Annotated in this window: 14 protein-coding genes; 5 read left to right on the forward strand and 9 right to left on the reverse strand. The window is 72.1% G+C overall.

What is annotated here, in order from left to right; all coding sequences use genetic code 11:
• The first annotated feature begins 145 nt into the window (after nt 1–145).
• On the forward strand, nt 146–580 hold the full coding sequence (locus QRN89_RS06945; RefSeq protein ID WP_290348471.1) for a cell division protein SepF: 435 nt from the start codon (nt 146–148) through the stop codon (nt 578–580).
• 34 nt (nt 581–614) lie between these two features.
• Here the strand turns inward: QRN89_RS06945 and QRN89_RS06950 are convergent, their stop codons facing one another.
• Nucleotides 615–1,805 carry an acyl-CoA dehydrogenase family protein gene (locus QRN89_RS06950; RefSeq protein WP_290348472.1) on the reverse strand — a complete coding sequence of 397 codons (1,191 nt, stop codon included), beginning with the start codon at nt 1,803–1,805 and terminating at the stop codon, nt 615–617.
• A gap of 104 nt (nt 1,806–1,909) precedes the next feature.
• Nucleotides 1,910–3,637 (reverse strand): MFS transporter, encoded by a 1,728-nt coding sequence (locus QRN89_RS06955; protein WP_290348473.1) that lies wholly within the window; start codon nt 3,635–3,637, stop codon nt 1,910–1,912.
• A gap of 424 nt (nt 3,638–4,061) precedes the next feature.
• On the opposite strand from QRN89_RS06955, the gene QRN89_RS06960 reads away from it, so the two are divergent.
• Nucleotides 4,062–5,129 carry a phosphatase PAP2 family protein gene (locus tag QRN89_RS06960; protein ID WP_290348474.1) on the forward strand — a complete coding sequence of 356 codons (1,068 nt, stop codon included), beginning with the start codon at nt 4,062–4,064 and terminating at the stop codon, nt 5,127–5,129.
• A 108-nt stretch (nt 5,130–5,237) separates the two neighbouring features.
• Here QRN89_RS06960 and QRN89_RS06965 read toward each other — a convergent pair whose 3' ends face one another.
• Entirely contained in the window at nt 5,238–5,453 is a 216-nt protein-coding gene (locus QRN89_RS06965; RefSeq protein ID WP_290348475.1) for an I78 family peptidase inhibitor, read from the reverse strand.
• A 457-nt stretch (nt 5,454–5,910) separates the two neighbouring features.
• Here QRN89_RS06965 and ctaD point away from each other — a divergent pair, with 457 nt between their 5' ends.
• Nucleotides 5,911–7,635 carry an aa3-type cytochrome oxidase subunit I gene (gene ctaD / locus QRN89_RS06970; protein WP_290348476.1) on the forward strand — a complete coding sequence of 575 codons (1,725 nt, stop codon included), beginning with the start codon at nt 5,911–5,913 and terminating at the stop codon, nt 7,633–7,635.
• Here ctaD and QRN89_RS06975 read toward each other — a convergent pair.
• The 3 genes from QRN89_RS06975 to QRN89_RS06985 form a co-directional block, all read right to left on the reverse strand.
• Nucleotides 7,586–8,551: a helix-turn-helix transcriptional regulator gene (locus QRN89_RS06975; RefSeq protein WP_290348477.1), complete on the reverse strand. Its 966-nt coding sequence runs from the start codon at nt 8,549–8,551 to the stop codon at nt 7,586–7,588. The genes ctaD and QRN89_RS06975 overlap by 50 nt on opposite strands.
• Nucleotides 8,552–8,661: 110 nt before the next feature.
• Nucleotides 8,662–9,447: a hypothetical protein gene (locus QRN89_RS06980; protein ID WP_290348478.1), complete on the reverse strand. Its 786-nt coding sequence runs from the start codon at nt 9,445–9,447 to the stop codon at nt 8,662–8,664.
• On the reverse strand, nt 9,444–10,727 hold the full coding sequence (locus QRN89_RS06985) for a glycosyltransferase family 4 protein (RefSeq protein WP_290348479.1): 1,284 nt from the start codon (nt 10,725–10,727) through the stop codon (nt 9,444–9,446). Before QRN89_RS06985 ends, QRN89_RS06980 begins: the two co-directional genes overlap by 4 nt.
• A gap of 349 nt (nt 10,728–11,076) precedes the next feature.
• On the opposite strand from QRN89_RS06985, the gene QRN89_RS06990 reads away from it, so the two are divergent.
• Both QRN89_RS06990 and QRN89_RS06995 read left to right on the forward strand, forming a co-directional pair.
• A complete protein-coding gene (locus QRN89_RS06990; protein WP_290348480.1) occupies nt 11,077–11,910 on the forward strand; it encodes a DUF8842 C-terminal domain-containing protein in 834 nt (277 codons plus the stop codon).
• 116 nt (nt 11,911–12,026) lie between these two features.
• A complete protein-coding gene (locus QRN89_RS06995; protein WP_290348481.1) occupies nt 12,027–12,320 on the forward strand; it encodes a hypothetical protein in 294 nt (97 codons plus the stop codon).
• A gap of 179 nt (nt 12,321–12,499) precedes the next feature.
• On the opposite strand, the gene der is transcribed toward QRN89_RS06995, so the two are convergent.
• From der to cmk, 3 genes are all read right to left on the reverse strand, one after another.
• Nucleotides 12,500–13,948 (reverse strand): ribosome biogenesis GTPase Der, encoded by a 1,449-nt coding sequence (gene der / locus QRN89_RS07000; protein WP_290348482.1) that lies wholly within the window; start codon nt 13,946–13,948, stop codon nt 12,500–12,502.
• Between the two features lie 73 nt (nt 13,949–14,021).
• A complete protein-coding gene (locus QRN89_RS07005) occupies nt 14,022–14,666 on the reverse strand; it encodes a lysophospholipid acyltransferase family protein (protein WP_290348483.1) in 645 nt (214 codons plus the stop codon).
• Nucleotides 14,663–15,343: a (d)CMP kinase gene (cmk, locus tag QRN89_RS07010; RefSeq protein ID WP_290348484.1), complete on the reverse strand. Its 681-nt coding sequence runs from the start codon at nt 15,341–15,343 to the stop codon at nt 14,663–14,665. Before cmk ends, QRN89_RS07005 begins: the two co-directional genes overlap by 4 nt.
• Nucleotides 15,344–15,360: the final 17 nt, after the last annotated feature.

Consider the following 15,360-nt stretch of genomic DNA (forward strand, 5'->3'; position numbering starts at 1 on the left):
AACCTTGACGAACCGCCACATGTTCTGCACCAGTACCGTCACGAATCCCCTGCGCGGCGACTATCCACTTGGCGCGCGATCCGCATTATGGACGACCATAGGGATATGCGGAACCACAAGTGACCGCGGTCGAAAGGAGGCGTCCATGGGATCGGTGCGCAAGGCGAGTGCATGGCTCGGTCTCGTCGAGGACAACGACGAGCGCTACTACGACGACGAGTACGCCGAGGGTACGGGAGCCGGCGACCAGTGGGTGACCGACCCGCGCGTCCGGGTGGCCTCCGAGACGGCCGAGGAGCAGGGTCGCCGGATCGCCACCGTCTCCCCCGACAGCTTCCGGGACGCACGCGGCATCGGGGAGCACTTCCGCGAGGGCGTTCCCGTCATCGTCAACCTGACCTCCCTGGAGCCCGCGGACGCCAAGCGCGTGGTGGACTTCGCGGCCGGGCTGACCTTCGGGCTGCGCGGCTCCATCGAGCGCGTGGCGACCCGGGTCTTCCTGCTGACCCCCGCCGACACGGAGATCGTCAGCGGGGAGTCGGCGGGCCGCCCCGGCGACGGGTTCTTCAACCAGAGCTGAGCAGGGCGCTCGCCGGCCGGCCGGGACGGTCGGCCTACCGGAACGCGTCGAGGCCGGTGAGCGCCTTGCCCAGCACGAGCTGGTGCATCTCGACGGTGCCCTCGTAGGTGAGCACCGACTCGAGATTGGTGGCGTGCCGCATCACGGGGTATTCGAGGGAGATCCCGTTGGCGCCGAGGATCGTGCGCGCGGTGCGGCAGATCTCGATCGCCTCCCGCACGTTGTTCAGCTTTCCGAAACTGACCTGCTCCGGGCGGAGCGTCCCGGCGTCCATCCGCCGCCCGAGGTGATGGGCGAGCAGGATTCCCTTGTGCAGTTCGAGCGCCATGTCGGCGAGCTTGGCCTGGGTGAGCTGGAAGCCCCCGATGGGCTTTCCGAACTGCTCCCGCGTCCGCGCGTAGTCGAGCGCCGCCTCGAAGCTGGAGCGTGCCGCGCCCATCGCGCCCCACACGATTCCGTAGCGGGCGTGCGAAAGACAGCTGAGCGGCCCCTTGAGTCCCGTCACGCCCGGGAGGACGGCGTCCTCGGGCAGTCGCACCTCGTCCAGGACGAGTTCGCTGGTGACGGAGGCCCGCAGCGACCACTTGTGCCGGATCTCGGGGGCCGAGAAGCCGGGGGTGTCGGTGGGGACGGCGAAGCCGCGGATGCCGTCGTCGGTCTGGGCCCAGACGACGGCCACGCCGGCGACGGAGCCGTTGGTGATCCACATCTTGCGCCCGTTGAGCACCCAGTCGGAGCCGTCGCGCTTGGCGTAGGTGCGCATGCCGGCCGGATCGGAGCCGTGGTCGGGCTCGGTGAGCCCGAAGCAGCCGATGGTCTCACCGGCCGCCATGGACGGCAGCCACCGCTGCTTCTGGTCCTCGGAGCCGTACTTCCAGATCGCGTACATGGCGAGCGAGCCCTGGACGGACACGAGCGAGCGGATGCCGGAGTCGGCGGCCTCCAGTTCCAGGCAGGCGAGTCCGTACTGGACCGCGGTGGCGCCGGCGCAGCCGTAGCCGGTCAGCGACATGCCGAGGGCACCGATCGAGCCGAGTTCCCGGGCCAGTTCGCGTACGGAGGGCAGTTCACCGCTCTCGTACCAGTCGGCGATCTGCGGAAGCACGCGGTCGGCGGCCCAGGAGCGGACGGTGTCGCGTACCGCGAGGTCCTCGGGCTCCAGCAGATCGTCGATGCCGAGGGGGTCGGCGGGGTCGAAGGGCGGGAGCTTCGGGGGTGCGGACATGAGGGTGCCTCCGGCGGCTCGCACGGCACTGTCCAGGTCCGGGCGGCTGCCGGTGACCTGGGAACCTAGCAGTGGTAGTTAATGCTCGGCGCTGACGTTACGGCTCAGTGTGCCGTGCGTCCAGTGCGTGCCGGGCCGGCCGCCTCCGCGGGCGTACGGCGTGCCGGCACCGCCGACTCGGCACGGACGTGGTCCCGGAGCGGGGCGCCCGGCAGCGCGGGTTCGGGCACGGCGTGCCCGGACCGGGCGGGCGCCGGCTGCTCCGCGGCCGGGAGGCCGGTCGGGTCGTCGGGCTCGGCGCACTCCATGACCTTCGGCAGCCGCAGCGCGGCGAGCGCCCCGAGCAGCAGCAGGCCCGCGCTGACGAACAGCGTCACGTGCAGTCCGTGGACGAACGCGTGCCGGGCGGCGCTCCGCAGCGCGTCCCCCACGGGTCCGCCGAGCTGGAGGGCCACCTGGTAGGCCTCGCCGAGCGAGTGCCCGGCGGCGCTGCGCGCCGCGGGCGGGACGCTCGTGGCGTCGTCGAGCCCGGGGGCGTAGGCGGCGTTCATGACGCTGCCGAGCAGCGCGATGCCCATGCCCGCGCCGAGCTGGTAGGAGGTCTCGCCGATGGCGGCCGCGCCGCCGGCCTGCTCGGGCGGGGCTTCGCTGAGCATCGACTCGTACGCGCCGAAGAGCGTGGTCTGCAGCCCGAAGCCGAGGAGGACGAATCCGGTGGTGAGCAGCAGCGGCCGGTCGTGCTGCCCCATCAGGGTCAGCAGGACCACGGCGGCGGCCGTGAGCACGAAGCCCCAGCCGACCATCCGGCGGGGGCCGAGGCGCCGGAGGGTGAAGGAGCCGGTGGCCCCGGCGGCCATCGCGGCGAAGGTGAGCGGCAGCAGCCGCAGACCGGTCTCCAGCGGGCTCAGCCCGAGCACGAGCTGGAGGTACTGGACGGCGATGAGCTCCAGGCCGACCAGCGCCAGCATGGCGAGCACGATGCAGCCGACCGAGGTGGAGAAGGTCGCCCTGGCGAACATCCGGATGTCGACGAGCGGATGCCTGCGGCTCTTCTGGCGGCGGACGAAGAGGGCGAGCAGCACGGCCCCGGCGAGCAGCGGGCCGGCCGTGCGGAGGTCCAGCACGGCGTCGCCGGCGCCGAGCCGCTTCACTCCGAGGACGATGCCGAGGACTCCCGCGGCGGCCATGAGCGCCCCGAGGACGTCCCACGGCCCTTCGCGGTCGCCCCGGGACTCGGGGAGCAGCCAGCGACCGACCGGCAGGATCAGCAGCATCAGCGGGATGTTGATCAGGAAGACCGAGCCCCACCAGAAGTGCTGGACGAGGAAGCCGCCCAGGACCGGACCGGTGGCGGCGCCGACCGCGGCGACCGCGGTCCAGATGCCGATGGCCGTGGCCCGCTCGCGCCGGTCCGGGAAGACGGCCCGGAGTATGGAGAGCGTCGCCGGCATGATCATCGCGCCGCCGACGCCGAGCAGGGCCCGGGCGCCGATGAGCACCTCGGGCGTGGTGGCCAGCGCGGCGACGGCGGAGGCGACGCCGAAGAGCGCGTAGCCGAGCAGCAGGACGCGCCGGCGCCCGACCCGGTCGCCGAGGGTGCCGAACAGGATCAGCAGCGACGCGCACACCAGGGGGTAGGCGTCGACGATCCACAGGAGTTCGACCCCGGACGGGCGGAGGTCCTCCGTCACGGCGGGCACGGCGACGTGCAGGACGGTGGCGTCCAGCGCGACCAGGAGCAGGCTCACGCACAGGACGAGCAGGACGACCCAGCGGTTGGCACCGCCGCCGGCGGCACGCGGGCGTGCTCCGGCCGTGGTCCTCCCGAACATGTACGTACCTCCTGCTGGGTTTCTCGCGTCGGTGGGCCCGGCCGGGGCTTGGCCCGGTGGGCGGCCCGGCATCGACGGGCGAGTGATCAGCCAGAGTACGCGAGTCCCGGGCGGCGGCGCGTGGTGCACCTCTCACCTCGACGGCCGCGCGGGTGTGGCGTACGCCACGCCCGGCCGGCCCTCCGGACGGCGCCGCGGAGGCCCCGAACGGTTCCGGAATTCGGTTCGGCAATCCCGTGAAGCGTTACCGACGCCTGCAAACACACTTGCGGAGAACCGGCCGGCGCAATAGGGATCGGGGCCGCCGGGATTTAGCCGGCGGCGCCCTTTCAATGGGCCGCTGAGACATAGTCCACATCACATCGTCATCACGAAGAGCCTGGATCGGCCTGGGCGGACACTCACTCGCTGTAACGTCGATTGGGTGCGTACCGACATCTTTGCCCGTCTGGACCGGGAGCCGGAGCCGCCGAAGATAGAGATCCCGCGGATGAGCCGCACCCGTCTCGCCCTCTTCGGCGGGACTTCGGCGTTCTATCTCGCGATCGTCGTCGCCGTGCTCATCTCGTCCTGGCTGGTGATCGTCGACTGGAAGGTCATGCTCTTCCGGCCGTATCAGCAGTGGCCCGAACTGCACGCGTTCCTGGACTACTTCGTGGTGCTCGGCCAGCGCGGACCGACGGCCGTGATGGTCGCCGCCTGGCTCGGCTGGCGCTCGTGGCGACAGCACACGCTGCGCCCGCTGCTGGTCCTGGGCGCCTCGTTGCTGCTGCTGAACGCCACCGTGGGAGCGGTCAAGCTCGGCCTGGGCCGGCTGGGCCCGCACTACGCGACGCAGATCGGCTCCGCCGAGCTCTTCGCCGGCGGCGATATATTTCCTTCGGGCCACACCGCCAATGCCGTCGTGACCTGGGGAATCCTCGCCTATCTGGCCACCACGCCGCTGGCCCGGCGGTACCTGTCGGCGCTCTCCGCCGTGGTCGCCCTGGGCGTCGGTCTGACGACCGTCTACCTGGGCACGCACTGGCTCAGCGATGTGCTGCTGGGCTGGGCCGCCGGACTGCTGATCCTGCTCGCCCTGCCGTGGTGCGAGCCGCTCATCGGACGCGTCGAGGACGCGATCCTCTCGCTGCGGGACCAGCTGCGCGCCCGTCGGCTGCCGGTGCCGTCGCTGCCCGTCGCCTCCGGCGGCCCGCGGCCGGCCATATACCCGCAGCGGCTGCCGGCCGAGGACGGCGGGGAGCCCGTGCGGCGCCCGGTGGGCGCGACGAGCGGCGTCCGTGCGGCCGGGACGCGGAGCACCGTCGGCAGCGCGGCGGTACCGGCCGGGCAGAAGCAGGCGGGCGCGTCCGGCACGCCCGCCGTGACGGCGACCGCCCGGCATCCGCAAGCCCGTACGCACGCCGTGGGGCGGTCCCCGCACGCGACGCACGCGTCCCTGACCCCGGCCGGCAACCGGCGCCCGCCCCGCTCGCGCCCGGTGGGCGGCTGACGGCCCGCCGCCACGCCGCCCGCGCAGAGCCCCGTGGTGAAGGCCCCGACCCCGGTCGGGGCCTTCACCGTGTCCGCCGGGCCGTCCGGGCGCGTCCGGCCCGTGCGGTCAGCCCTTCCAGCAGCGGCGGACCGTGCCGTCGTCGACCTCGAAGTTCAGCCGGCCCTCCAGGAACTCCATGGTGATGACGGAGCCGGGCGGAAGCGATCTGACGGTGGTCCAGCCGCGGCTGCGCGCGCGACGCTCGGCCGTGCCGGAGTCGAGGCCGACATAGGACTCCGGGGCGTCGTCCGGCTGTCCTGAGGGGGTCGGTATCGGTGCCATGGACATCACCGTAGGCGGCAGCGGACGGTGACGGAAGGCCCGCCGGCGGCCGGCGAAAAGCGGGCCGGAAGCGCGGGACCGTACTCATCTGCCGTCCCACGTACCCCACCGGTCACGCTTCTGTCACAGGTTCACGACACACGTTTAGCGGACGGTCGATCACCAGTGCGGTCAATCCGAATTGTTCGCACAGAAATTCCCCCGGAATTCCCGGACCGTCGTCGCACCGTCCCGTCCCGAGCCGTGAATACCTTCCGCCGCACACATTCCCCCGCCGTCCGCGCAGCACGAATTCATCGCGTCTTATGCACGTCCTACTTCTGGACGAACCGCAGATGCTTCCGGACGAATCGGTGACGGCTCAGGACGAACCGGTCGCTCACCCGTACGCGTATCGCGCCGCGCTCCGTTCCGTGTCCCACCGGCCCGTCGGGACCCCCGTGGCTAGCATCGCCCCATGGGCACGGACACCGCCGAGGCCGCCGCCTCACCGGCGCCGGTGCGTCGGCGGGGCCGGGTGGTAGTGGACTGGCTGACGACCACCGACCACAAGAAGATCGGGCACCTCTACCTGGTCACGTCGTTCGTCTTCTTCCTGATCGCCGGGCTGATGGCGATGCTGATGCGGGCGGAGCTGGCCCGCCCCGGACTCCAGTTGATCACCAACCAGACGTTCAACCAGGCGTTCACGCTGCACGGCACGATCATGCTGCTGCTCTTCGCGACGCCGACCTTCGCGGGCTTCGCCAACGAGATCGTGCCGCTGCAGATCGGCGCGCCGGACGTCGCCTTCCCGCGGCTGAACATGTTCTCGTACTGGCTGTTCCTCTTCGGTGGGCTGATGGTGCTGGGCTCGCTGCTGGTGCCCACCGGCCCCGCCGCCTTCGGCTGGACCGCCTATGCGCCGCTCAACAGCCTGGAACGCTCACCCGGCGCCGGCATCGACCTGTGGATCATGGGCCTCGCGCTGTCCGGTTTCGGCACGATCCTCACGTCCGTGAACTTCCTGGCGACGATCATCGGGATGCGGGCGCCGGGCATGACGATGTTCCGGATGCCGATCTTCACCTGGAACATCCTCTTCACCACGATCCTGGTGCTGGTGGCGTTCCCGGTCCTGGCGGCGGCGCTGCTGGTGCTCGAGTCCGACCGGCGGTTCGGCTCGGTGGTCTTCGAGGCGGGGAACGGGGGCGCGCTGCTGTGGCAGCACCTGTTCTGGTTCTTCGGCCATCCCGAGGTCTACATCATCGCGCTGCCGTTCTTCGGCATCATCACGGAGATCATCCCGGTCTTCTCCAGGAAGCCGATCTTCGGCTATCTGACGCTCGTCGGGGCCACGATGGCGATCACCGGGCTCTCGGTGGTGGTGTGGGCCCACCACATGTTCGCGACCGGCGCCGTGCTGCTGCCCTTCTTCTCGCTGCTGTCCTTCCTGATCGCCGTGCCGACCGGGGTCAAGTTCTTCAACTGGAGCGGCACGATGCTCAAGGGCTCGCTGTCGTTCGAGACGCCGATGCTGTGGGCGGTGGGCTTCCTCGTCTCGTTCCTCCTGGGCGGGCTGACCGGCGTCATCATCGCCTCGCCGCCGATGGACTTCCACGTGACCGACTCGTACTTCATCGTGGCCCACTTCCACTACACGGTCTTCGGGACGGTCGTCTTCGCGATGTTCGCCGGCTTCTACTTCTGGTGGCCGAAGTTCACGGGCAAGCTCCTCGACGAACGCCTCGGGAAGATCCACTTCTGGACGCTGTTCCTCGGCTTCCAGATCACCTTCCTCGTCCAGCACTGGCTGGGCGCGGAGGGCATGCCCCGCCGGTACTCGGACTATCTGGCCGCCGACGGCTTCACCGCGCTGAACACGGTCTCCACGATCGGCGCCTTCCTGCTCGGCGCGTCCACGCTGCCGTTCCTCTACAACGTGTGGAGGACGGCGAAGTACGCCGAGAAGGTCACCGTCGACGACCCCTGGGGGTTCGGCCGGTCGCTGGAGTGGGCGACGTCGTGCCCACCGCCGCGGCACAACTTCACCACCATCCCGCGGGTGCGCTCGGAGTCGCCCGCGTTCGACCTGCACCACCCGGAGTACGCGGCGCTGCGCCCGGCCGTGCCGGACTCCCCGCACGACGACGTCAGCCGGCGGCGTCCAGAGACCGGCCCAGACGGTCGCGGACCGTCCTGATGTGCTCGATCAGCTCCGCGGGCTCGACCACCTCGAAGTCGAAGCCCATCAGCACCACGTGAACGACCATCACGTCCAGGCTGCCGGCACCGGTACGCAGCAGACAGCTGTCCGGCCCCTCGGGCTCCAGCACCCCGGCGGACGGTGACACGGCCGCGGCCGCGCGCTCGACGGGCACCCGCAGCCTGATCACCGCCTTCTCCGCGTACGTCGCCGTCGACACCCCCCGCGACACGTACGCGGCGAGGTCCTCGGCGGGCGGGGTGCGCGGCGGGACGCGCGGCCCGTGCGGCGGTTTCGGGGTGACCCGGTCGACGCGGAACGTGCGCCAGTCGTCCCGGTCGACGTCCCAGGCGACGAGGTACCAGCGGCGCTCGGTGCAGACGAGCCGGTGGGGATCGACGGTCCGGCGGCTGACCGAGCCGTTGTGGTCGCGGTACGCGAAGCGCAGCCGCTCGCTGTCGCGGCAGGCGTTCGCCAGCTCGGTCAGGACCGAGGGGTCCGCCTGGTCCTGCGGGGCCCGCAGCATCGGCACCGTGAAGGCGTTGAGCGCGCCGATCCGGCGGCGCAGCCGGTGGGGCAGGACCTGCTCGAGCTTGGCCAGGGCGCGTACCGAGGTCTCCCCGATGCCCTCGATGCCGTTCCCGGCGGCGGTTCGCAGCCCCACCGCGACCGCCACGGCCTCGTCGTCGTCGAGCAGCAGGGGTGGCAGCTCGGCACCGGCGCCGAGCTGGTAGCCGCCGCCGGTGCCCGGGCTGGCGTTGACGGGGTAGCCGAGTTCACGCAGCCGGTCGACGTCCCGGCGCACGGTGCGCGCGGTGACGCCCAGCCGGTCGGCGAGCTCCGCCCCGGACCATTCACGGTGGGCCTGCAACAAGGACAGCAGACGCAGCAGTCGCGCCGAGGTCTCCAGCATGGGGGCGAGTCTGCCGGAGATCGCGGACAGGCGCTGTCCTGATCGGGAGTTCCGGGGTGACGCGGCCGGTGGCGTCGCCGGCGACAGCCACACGCACAGGTCGCGGCCGGTCACGTCACGGGCGACAGCCGCACGCAGAGGTCGTTGTCGGCGGTGTAGCAGGGCGCCGCGCGGTAGCCCTCCCCCTCGTGCGCCGGGTACACGAAGACGTTCCGCCGGTCCCAGACGTCGTCGAGGATGCGGGAGATCCGTACCGGCCCGGCTCCCTCCGAGGGGCGCAGCCACAGGGTCCACAGCCGGTCCCCGTCCACGGAGGGCCCGGCGAGCGTCGCGTACGGAACTGCCAGGGCGAAGCGTTCGCCCCCGTCCCCGACGGCGGTCAGCGGCACCTGGTGCACGGTCCCGCCCAGCCGGGCCTCCGCCACGGCCCCGGTGCCGAGCACGGCCCCGTACAGCACCCCCTCGACCGTGCACGCCCCCTGCGCCACGCCGATGTCCCCGGCCTCGGCGTGCGGTTGGCGCAGCCAGCAGCGCACGGCGAGGCGCCCGTCGGCGGTCGGGTACGGGACCCGGGCGGCGATCCGGCCCGCCTCCGGCACCCGGCCGACCAGGGCCCGCAGATCGCGGATGCCGGGCTCGACGGCGGCGCCGTCGTCCGTGTACGCGTCCCAGTGGCCTTCGGCGAGTTCGACGGTGCCGGGCAGCACCGCGCGGGAGTGGTCCCCGCCGGCCGGGGTCAGCGGGAGCCGGACGGTGTCCCCCGTGCCACCGCCGCGGCGCCGCAGGACGAGCAGGGCGTCCGGGGCGCCGGTGCCCGCGATGTCGAAGGTGACGCCGCCGGCCGCGTCGGCGATGCAGTCGGCACGCGGCACCCTCCCCCGGGTCGGCGTGGTCATGCCGCCCTCCCCCTGCGGATCGCGTCGCCCGCCCGGTGGCGCAGTGCGTACGCCGCGTCCAGCACGGCGCCGCGCGAGCGGTGCAGGACGTCCCGGAGCGCGGAGCGGGAGCGCAGGCGCGCGTCCCGGGCGACCAGTTCGGCGAAGAGGCTCTCGTGGCGCTCGGCGATCCGCGCCGGGTCGAACCGCTCGGACGCCTTCAGCGCCGCCGCCCCCGCTCTCCGCCGCAGCTCGTCGTCGTTGATCAGGGCGAGCAGGGCGTCGGCGATCGCGTCCTCGTCCCCGACCGGCACCAGCAGTCCGTCGACGCCGTCCTCGATGATCTCGCGCGGCCCGTGCGGGCAGTCGGTGGCGACGACGGGCAGTCCGCAGCGCATCGCCTCGACGATGGTCATGCCGAACGACTCCCTGTTCGAGGTGACCGCGGCGATGGAGCCCTTGACCCACTCCGGCTCCAGCGGATGGACCGGTCCCATGAGGAACACGTGGTTGTGCAGACCGCGCCGGGCGATCAGGTCCAGCAGGGCGTCGCGTTCGTTGCCGGTCGCGTCGCCGCCGCCGTAGATCCGCAGCCGCCAGTCGGGGCGCGCGGTGACGACCTTGGAGAAGGCCTTGACGAGCAGGTCGTAGCGCTTGACCTTGAGCAGCCTGCCGGCGGCGACGACACAGGTGCTGTCCCCGTCGGCGGGGGCCACGGCCGGCAGGGGCACGCTGTTGGGCACGGCCTCGATGCGGACGTCCGGCAGCCTCAGGCGCGTCCGGTAGGCCCGGGCGTCGGCCTCCGTGACGGTGGTGACCGCGTCCAGCAGGGCGTAGCGGTGGGCGATCTCGCGGCGCAGCCGGTAGTCGTGGCTGTCCAGGGTCAGGTGCTCCTGGCCGACGCGGACCGGGCCTCGGGGCGCCTGACGGGCGATGTGGACGTTGAGCCCGGGACGCGTGCCGACGACGACGTCGGCCTCCAGGGCCTTCAGATACGCGGCGATGCGCGCGTCCGTGAGGCGGCTGTACTGCTTCCAGCGTCCGTCGCCGCGCGGGAACACCCGGGCGGGGCGTGTGTAGTCGGGATCGGTGCCGTCGTAGGTGGGGCTGCCCCGCCGGAGGTCCAGGAGGTGACGCAGGGTCACACCCGGCGGAGCACCCAGGGTCGGCTCCTCACGGTGGCGGAAGACCGACACGATCTCCACGTCGTGCCGCTCGGCCAGGGTGGCGGCGAGGTTGAACGTCGTGCGGATCGTCCCGCCGATTCCGTAGGCGTTGTGGAGCAGGAACGAGATGTGCATGCGGTGCCGCTCCCCCTGGCGATTCGTGGTGGTCGGGACGGGACTTCGCCGGGCCCGGGAACGCGGGGGCCGGCCGGGGACGGGGTCCGTTTTCCCCTGTCGTGTCCCTACTGTGGGCGATCGGACCGCTCGCGTCCTGTCGGCATGCCGTCGCCGGTCGTATCGGTGCCGTCGGACCGGCGTGTCGCCCCTGACCGGCGGATGTTCACGATTTGTCGATGTATCGCCGTGACGATCTGTCGGCCGGACGCCGCCGTCGCGTGACTCTTGCCCTGAGTCTCCCGTTGTGCTCGTTACGAGCCGGGAACCGCCCGGCGCACCACCACGCACCGAGTCCGAGGAGCAACCCGTGCCGCGCATGCTCGACGTCAGCGAGGACGTACGCGCCGAGATCGGCGACGAAGAAGCCGACCGGCTGCTCGCCGGCGAGAACGCCCCGGGCAACTACGACTGCACCTCCTGCCGCACCCCGGGCGACTCCGAGCAGGAGCGGACCAGCACCGTGCTGTTCGTCGGCGAGGAGACCGCCGTCCTCGCCTTCGCCCACGCCAGCTGCATCCCCTCCCAGGTCGTCCAGGTCGCCGAGGAACAGCTCAAGGGCGCCGTCCGCTCCATCACCGGCGAGGCCGCGGCCCCGGCCGCCCACCAGCCGCAGGGCTTCCACCAGGGCCACCACCCGGGCCACGGCATGCAGGCCGCGCCGCAGGAGCAGGCGGTGCTCGGCGTGACCAGCGGCCTGGTCCTGATCGGCGACGAGCTGCACCCCGCGCTCGTCGTGGAGCCGACGGCACCGATCGCCCGCCCCGGCAGCTTCGGTGAGGGCGGCGACGACTTCCTGCCGCTGCTGATCGAGCAGGGCTTCCTGCCGGTCTCCACCGTCGACCAGCTGCCCCCCGCGCTGCACGGCTGGTCGGTGCTGCTCGCCATGGGGCAGCTCCACGCCGTGCTCCAGCCGGGCACCGGCGGGAGCGGCCAGGTCGCCTGGTGGCAGGCGCACCAGCCGCTGCAGGTCACCGACGGCTGGCGGACCGCCGCCAACAAGTCGCACAAGGTCCTGGTGTTCGCCGCCCCGGTCGGCTCGATCGGCCAGCAGCCGCGCGAGGACCTGCTCCGCGACGCGCTCGACAAGGCCGCCGCGAACGGCCGGCTGGTCGCCGCCGCGATGCCGCTCGCGGGCACCTGAGCGCCAGGGGTCCCGTGCCGGACACGGACCGGGGCGTGCGCCCCCCGTACCCCCGCCGAACTGCGTTTTCCGGGACGGGCCCGCATCCGACGGGCATCGGGGTCGTTGGCTCCTATGTGCACACAGACGACCCCACCCGCCGGCCGTACGAGGGCCGAAACGCTTCGGCCACCCCGATCTACGACGCGCTGTACTCCGAGTACCGAAGGGCCTTCCGGGCACTGCCCGGTGACCGTACGGGCGAGGAGGACCTCGCCTTCAAGGGATTCGGAACCGGTCTGCACGGCAGTGGCGCCGGTCTCGGCGCCGTTGCCGGCGGCCGGCTCAGCCCCTGGCCGGCCGGGCTACGGCAGCACGTCGGAGGGCTTCACGCCCGCGCACTGCCACCCGCGCCCCGCAGGGGGCTGTGAGGGGCCGCGGAACACGGAAACGGCCGGGACGCAGGGCGTCCCGGCCGTTTGCGCATGCGGCGCGGGGTGTGCGGGGCTTCCCCGGGGTGGCGTCGAGTGCCCGCCTCCGGGGCCCTGTTCGGGCGCCGGCCGCCGTCCCCGTACGTCGCGGTGGGCGTGCCGCGGCTCGCTCCCGTGCCTTACTTCTTCCTGGACCGCTTCTCGCGCACCCGCACGGAGATGTGGATCGGGGTGCCCTCGAAGCCGAACTCCTCACGCAGCCTGCGCTCCACGAAGCGGCGGTAGCCGTGCTCCAGGAAGCCGGAGGCGAAGAGCACGAAACGCGGCGGCTTGGTACCCGCCTGCGTACCGAACAGGATGCGGGGCTGCTTGCCGCCGCGGATCGGATGGGGGTGGGCGGCGACCAGCTCGCCGAGGAAGGCGTTGAGCCTGCCGGTCGGCACCCGGGTCTCCCAGCCCGCCAGCGCCGTCTCGATCGCCGGGACCAGCTTCTCCATGTGGCGGCCGGTACGGGCGGAGACGTTCACCCGGGGCGCCCACGCGACCTGCTGCATCTCGGTCTCGATCTCGCGCTCGAGGTAGTAGCGGCGCTCCTCGTCGAGGGCGTCCCACTTGTTGTAGGCGATGACGAGCGCGCGGCCCGCCTCGACGGCCATCGTGATGATGCGCTGGTCCTGGACGGAGATGGACTCGCTGGTGTCGATCAGTACGACGGCGACCTCGGCCTTCTCGACGGCGGCCGCGGTGCGCAGCGAGGCGTAGTAGTCGGCGCCCTCCTGGAGATGGACGCGCTTGCGGATACCGGCGGTGTCCACGAACTTCCAGGTCGTGCCGCCGAGTTCGATGAGCTCGTCGACCGGGTCGCGGGTGGTGCCCGCCATCGCGTCGACGACGACCCGCTCCTCGCCGGCGACCTTGTTCAGCAGGGAGGACTTGCCGACGTTCGGGCGGCCGATCAGGGCGATGCGGCGCGGGCCGCCGACCGCGGTGCCGAACGTCTGGGCGGGGGCCTCGGGGAGGGCCTCGAGGACCTCGTCGAGCAGGTCGCCGGTGCCCCGGCCGTGCAGCGCGGACACCGGGTACGGCTCGCCGAGACCGAGCGACCAGAGCATGGCCGCGTCGGCCTCGCCGGAGGGGCCGTCGACCTTGTTGGCCGCGAGCACGACGGGCTTGCCGGCGCGGCGCAGCAGCTTCACGACGGCCTCGTCGGTGTCGGTGGCGCCGACGGTGGCGTCCACGACGAAGACGACGGCGTCGGCGGCCTCGATGGCGAACTCGGCCTGGGCGGCCACCGAGGCGTCGATGCCGAGGACGTCCTGCTCCCAGCCGCCGGTGTCGACGACCTTGAAGCGGCGGCCCGCCCACTCGGCCTCGTACGTGACGCGGTCACGGGTGACGCCGGGCCTGTCCTCGACGACGGCCTCGCGGCGGCCGATGATCCGGTTCACGAGGGTCGACTTGCCGACGTTCGGACGGCCGACGACGGCGAGGACGGGCAGCGGGCCGTGGCCGGCCTCCTCGATGGCACCTTCGACGTCCTCGAGGTCGAAGCCCTCCTCCGCGGCGAGCTCCATGAACTCCGCGTACTCGGTGTCGCCGAGTGCCCCGTGGTCGTGCTGGTCGTTCATGAAGTCCGTTCCTCGTTCATTCGTGGTCGGTGAGCCGGGCCCGTGCGGCCGCGGCTCACTACTGAAGTCTCGCTCAGCGCCCGCTGAGGCGCCTGGCGTTTCCCAGGTGGGCGGTGAGGCGTTCCTGGATGCGTACGGTCGCCTCGTCGAGCGCCCTGCGGGTACGCCGACCGCTGCCGTCGCCGGGATCGAAGGGCTCGCCGAAGACGATGTCGAAGCGGCTGCGCAGCGGCGGCAGCGCCCGTATCAACCGTCCTCCCCGCTCACTGCTTCCCAGCACGGCGACCGGGACTACCGGGGCCCCGGAGCGCACGGCGAAGTACGCGAGCCCGGCGCGGATGGAGGTGAAGTCGCCGCCGCCCCGGGTCCCCTCGGGGAAGATCCCGAGGACGCCGCCCTGCTCCAGGACACCGAGGGCGTTGGTCACGGCGGCCCGGTCCGTGCTCGCACGGTCCACCTTCAGCTGCCCGATCCCGGTCAGGAACGGGTCGAGGGGCCCGATGAACGCCTCCTTCTTGATGAGGAAGTGCACCGGCCTGGGCGCCGTGCCCATGAGCATGGGGCCGTCGATGTTGTGCGCGTGGTTGACGGCGAGGATGACCGGACCGGTGGCCGGCACATGCCAGGCGCCCAGGACCCGGGGCCGCCACAGCGTGTTCATGAGGCCGATGCCGATGGCCCGGCCGACGGCGGCGCCCCTCGCGGACGGAACGGTCACTTCGCGGCCCGCTTCTCCTCAACGAGAGCGACGACACACTCGATGACCTGCTTGAGCGTGAGATCGGTGGTGTCGACCTCGACGGCGTCGTCCGCCTTGGCGAGCGGGGAGGTCTTCCGGCTGGAGTCGGCGGCGTCCCGCTTGATCAGCGCCTCGCGGGTGGACACGAGGTCGGCCGCCTCCTTGCCCTTCAGCTCGCCGCTGCGTCGGGCCGCGCGCGCCTCCGGGGACGCGGTGAGGAAGATCTTCACGTCGGCGCCGGGCAGCACGGTGGTGCCGATGTCCCGGCCCTCGACGACGATGCCCTTCTCGGCGGCCGCGGCGATGGTCCGCTGCAGCTCGGTGATCCGGGCACGCACCTCCGGGACCGCGCTGACGGCGCTCACCTTGGAGGTCACCTCGCGGGTGCGGATCGGGCCGGAGGCGTCCGCGCCGTCGACGCTGATCGCCGGTGCGAGCGGATCCGTGCCGGACTCGATCACCGGCTTGTCGCAGACGGTGGCGACGGCTGCCGGGTCTTCCACGTCGATGCCGTTGGTCAGCATCCACCAGGTGATCGCCCGGTACTGGGCGCCGGTGTCCAGGTAGCTGAGACCCAGCTCTGCGGCGACCGCCCTGGAAGTGCTCGACTTGCCCGTGCCGGAGGGGCCGTCGATGGCGACGATCACGGATTCCACGGTGTCGGAGACCTTCC

It is taken from the genome of Streptomyces sp. HUAS CB01, assembly GCF_030406905.1.
Lineage (GTDB): Bacteria > Actinomycetota > Actinomycetes > Streptomycetales > Streptomycetaceae > Streptomyces > Streptomyces chengbuensis.

What these genes read in the sequence shown, in the direction of transcription:
- der (WP_290348482.1), bottom strand. Translation starts at nt 13,948, where the DNA reads ATGAACGACCAGCACGACCACGGGGCACTCGGCGACACCGAGTACGCG.
- QRN89_RS06965 (WP_290348475.1), bottom strand. Translation starts at nt 5,453, where the DNA reads ATGGCACCGATACCGACCCCCTCAGGACAGCCGGACGACGCCCCGGAG.
- ctaD (WP_290348476.1), top strand. Translation starts at nt 5,911, where the DNA reads ATGGGCACGGACACCGCCGAGGCCGCCGCCTCACCGGCGCCGGTGCGT.
- QRN89_RS06975 (WP_290348477.1), bottom strand. Translation starts at nt 8,551, where the DNA reads ATGCTGGAGACCTCGGCGCGACTGCTGCGTCTGCTGTCCTTGTTGCAG.
- QRN89_RS06950 (WP_290348472.1), bottom strand. Translation starts at nt 1,805, where the DNA reads ATGTCCGCACCCCCGAAGCTCCCGCCCTTCGACCCCGCCGACCCCCTC.
- QRN89_RS06980 (WP_290348478.1), bottom strand. Translation starts at nt 9,447, where the DNA reads ATGACCACGCCGACCCGGGGGAGGGTGCCGCGTGCCGACTGCATCGCC.
- QRN89_RS06945 (WP_290348471.1), top strand. Translation starts at nt 146, where the DNA reads ATGGGATCGGTGCGCAAGGCGAGTGCATGGCTCGGTCTCGTCGAGGAC.
- QRN89_RS06955 (WP_290348473.1), bottom strand. Translation starts at nt 3,637, where the DNA reads ATGTTCGGGAGGACCACGGCCGGAGCACGCCCGCGTGCCGCCGGCGGC.
- QRN89_RS06985 (WP_290348479.1), bottom strand. Translation starts at nt 10,727, where the DNA reads ATGCACATCTCGTTCCTGCTCCACAACGCCTACGGAATCGGCGGGACG.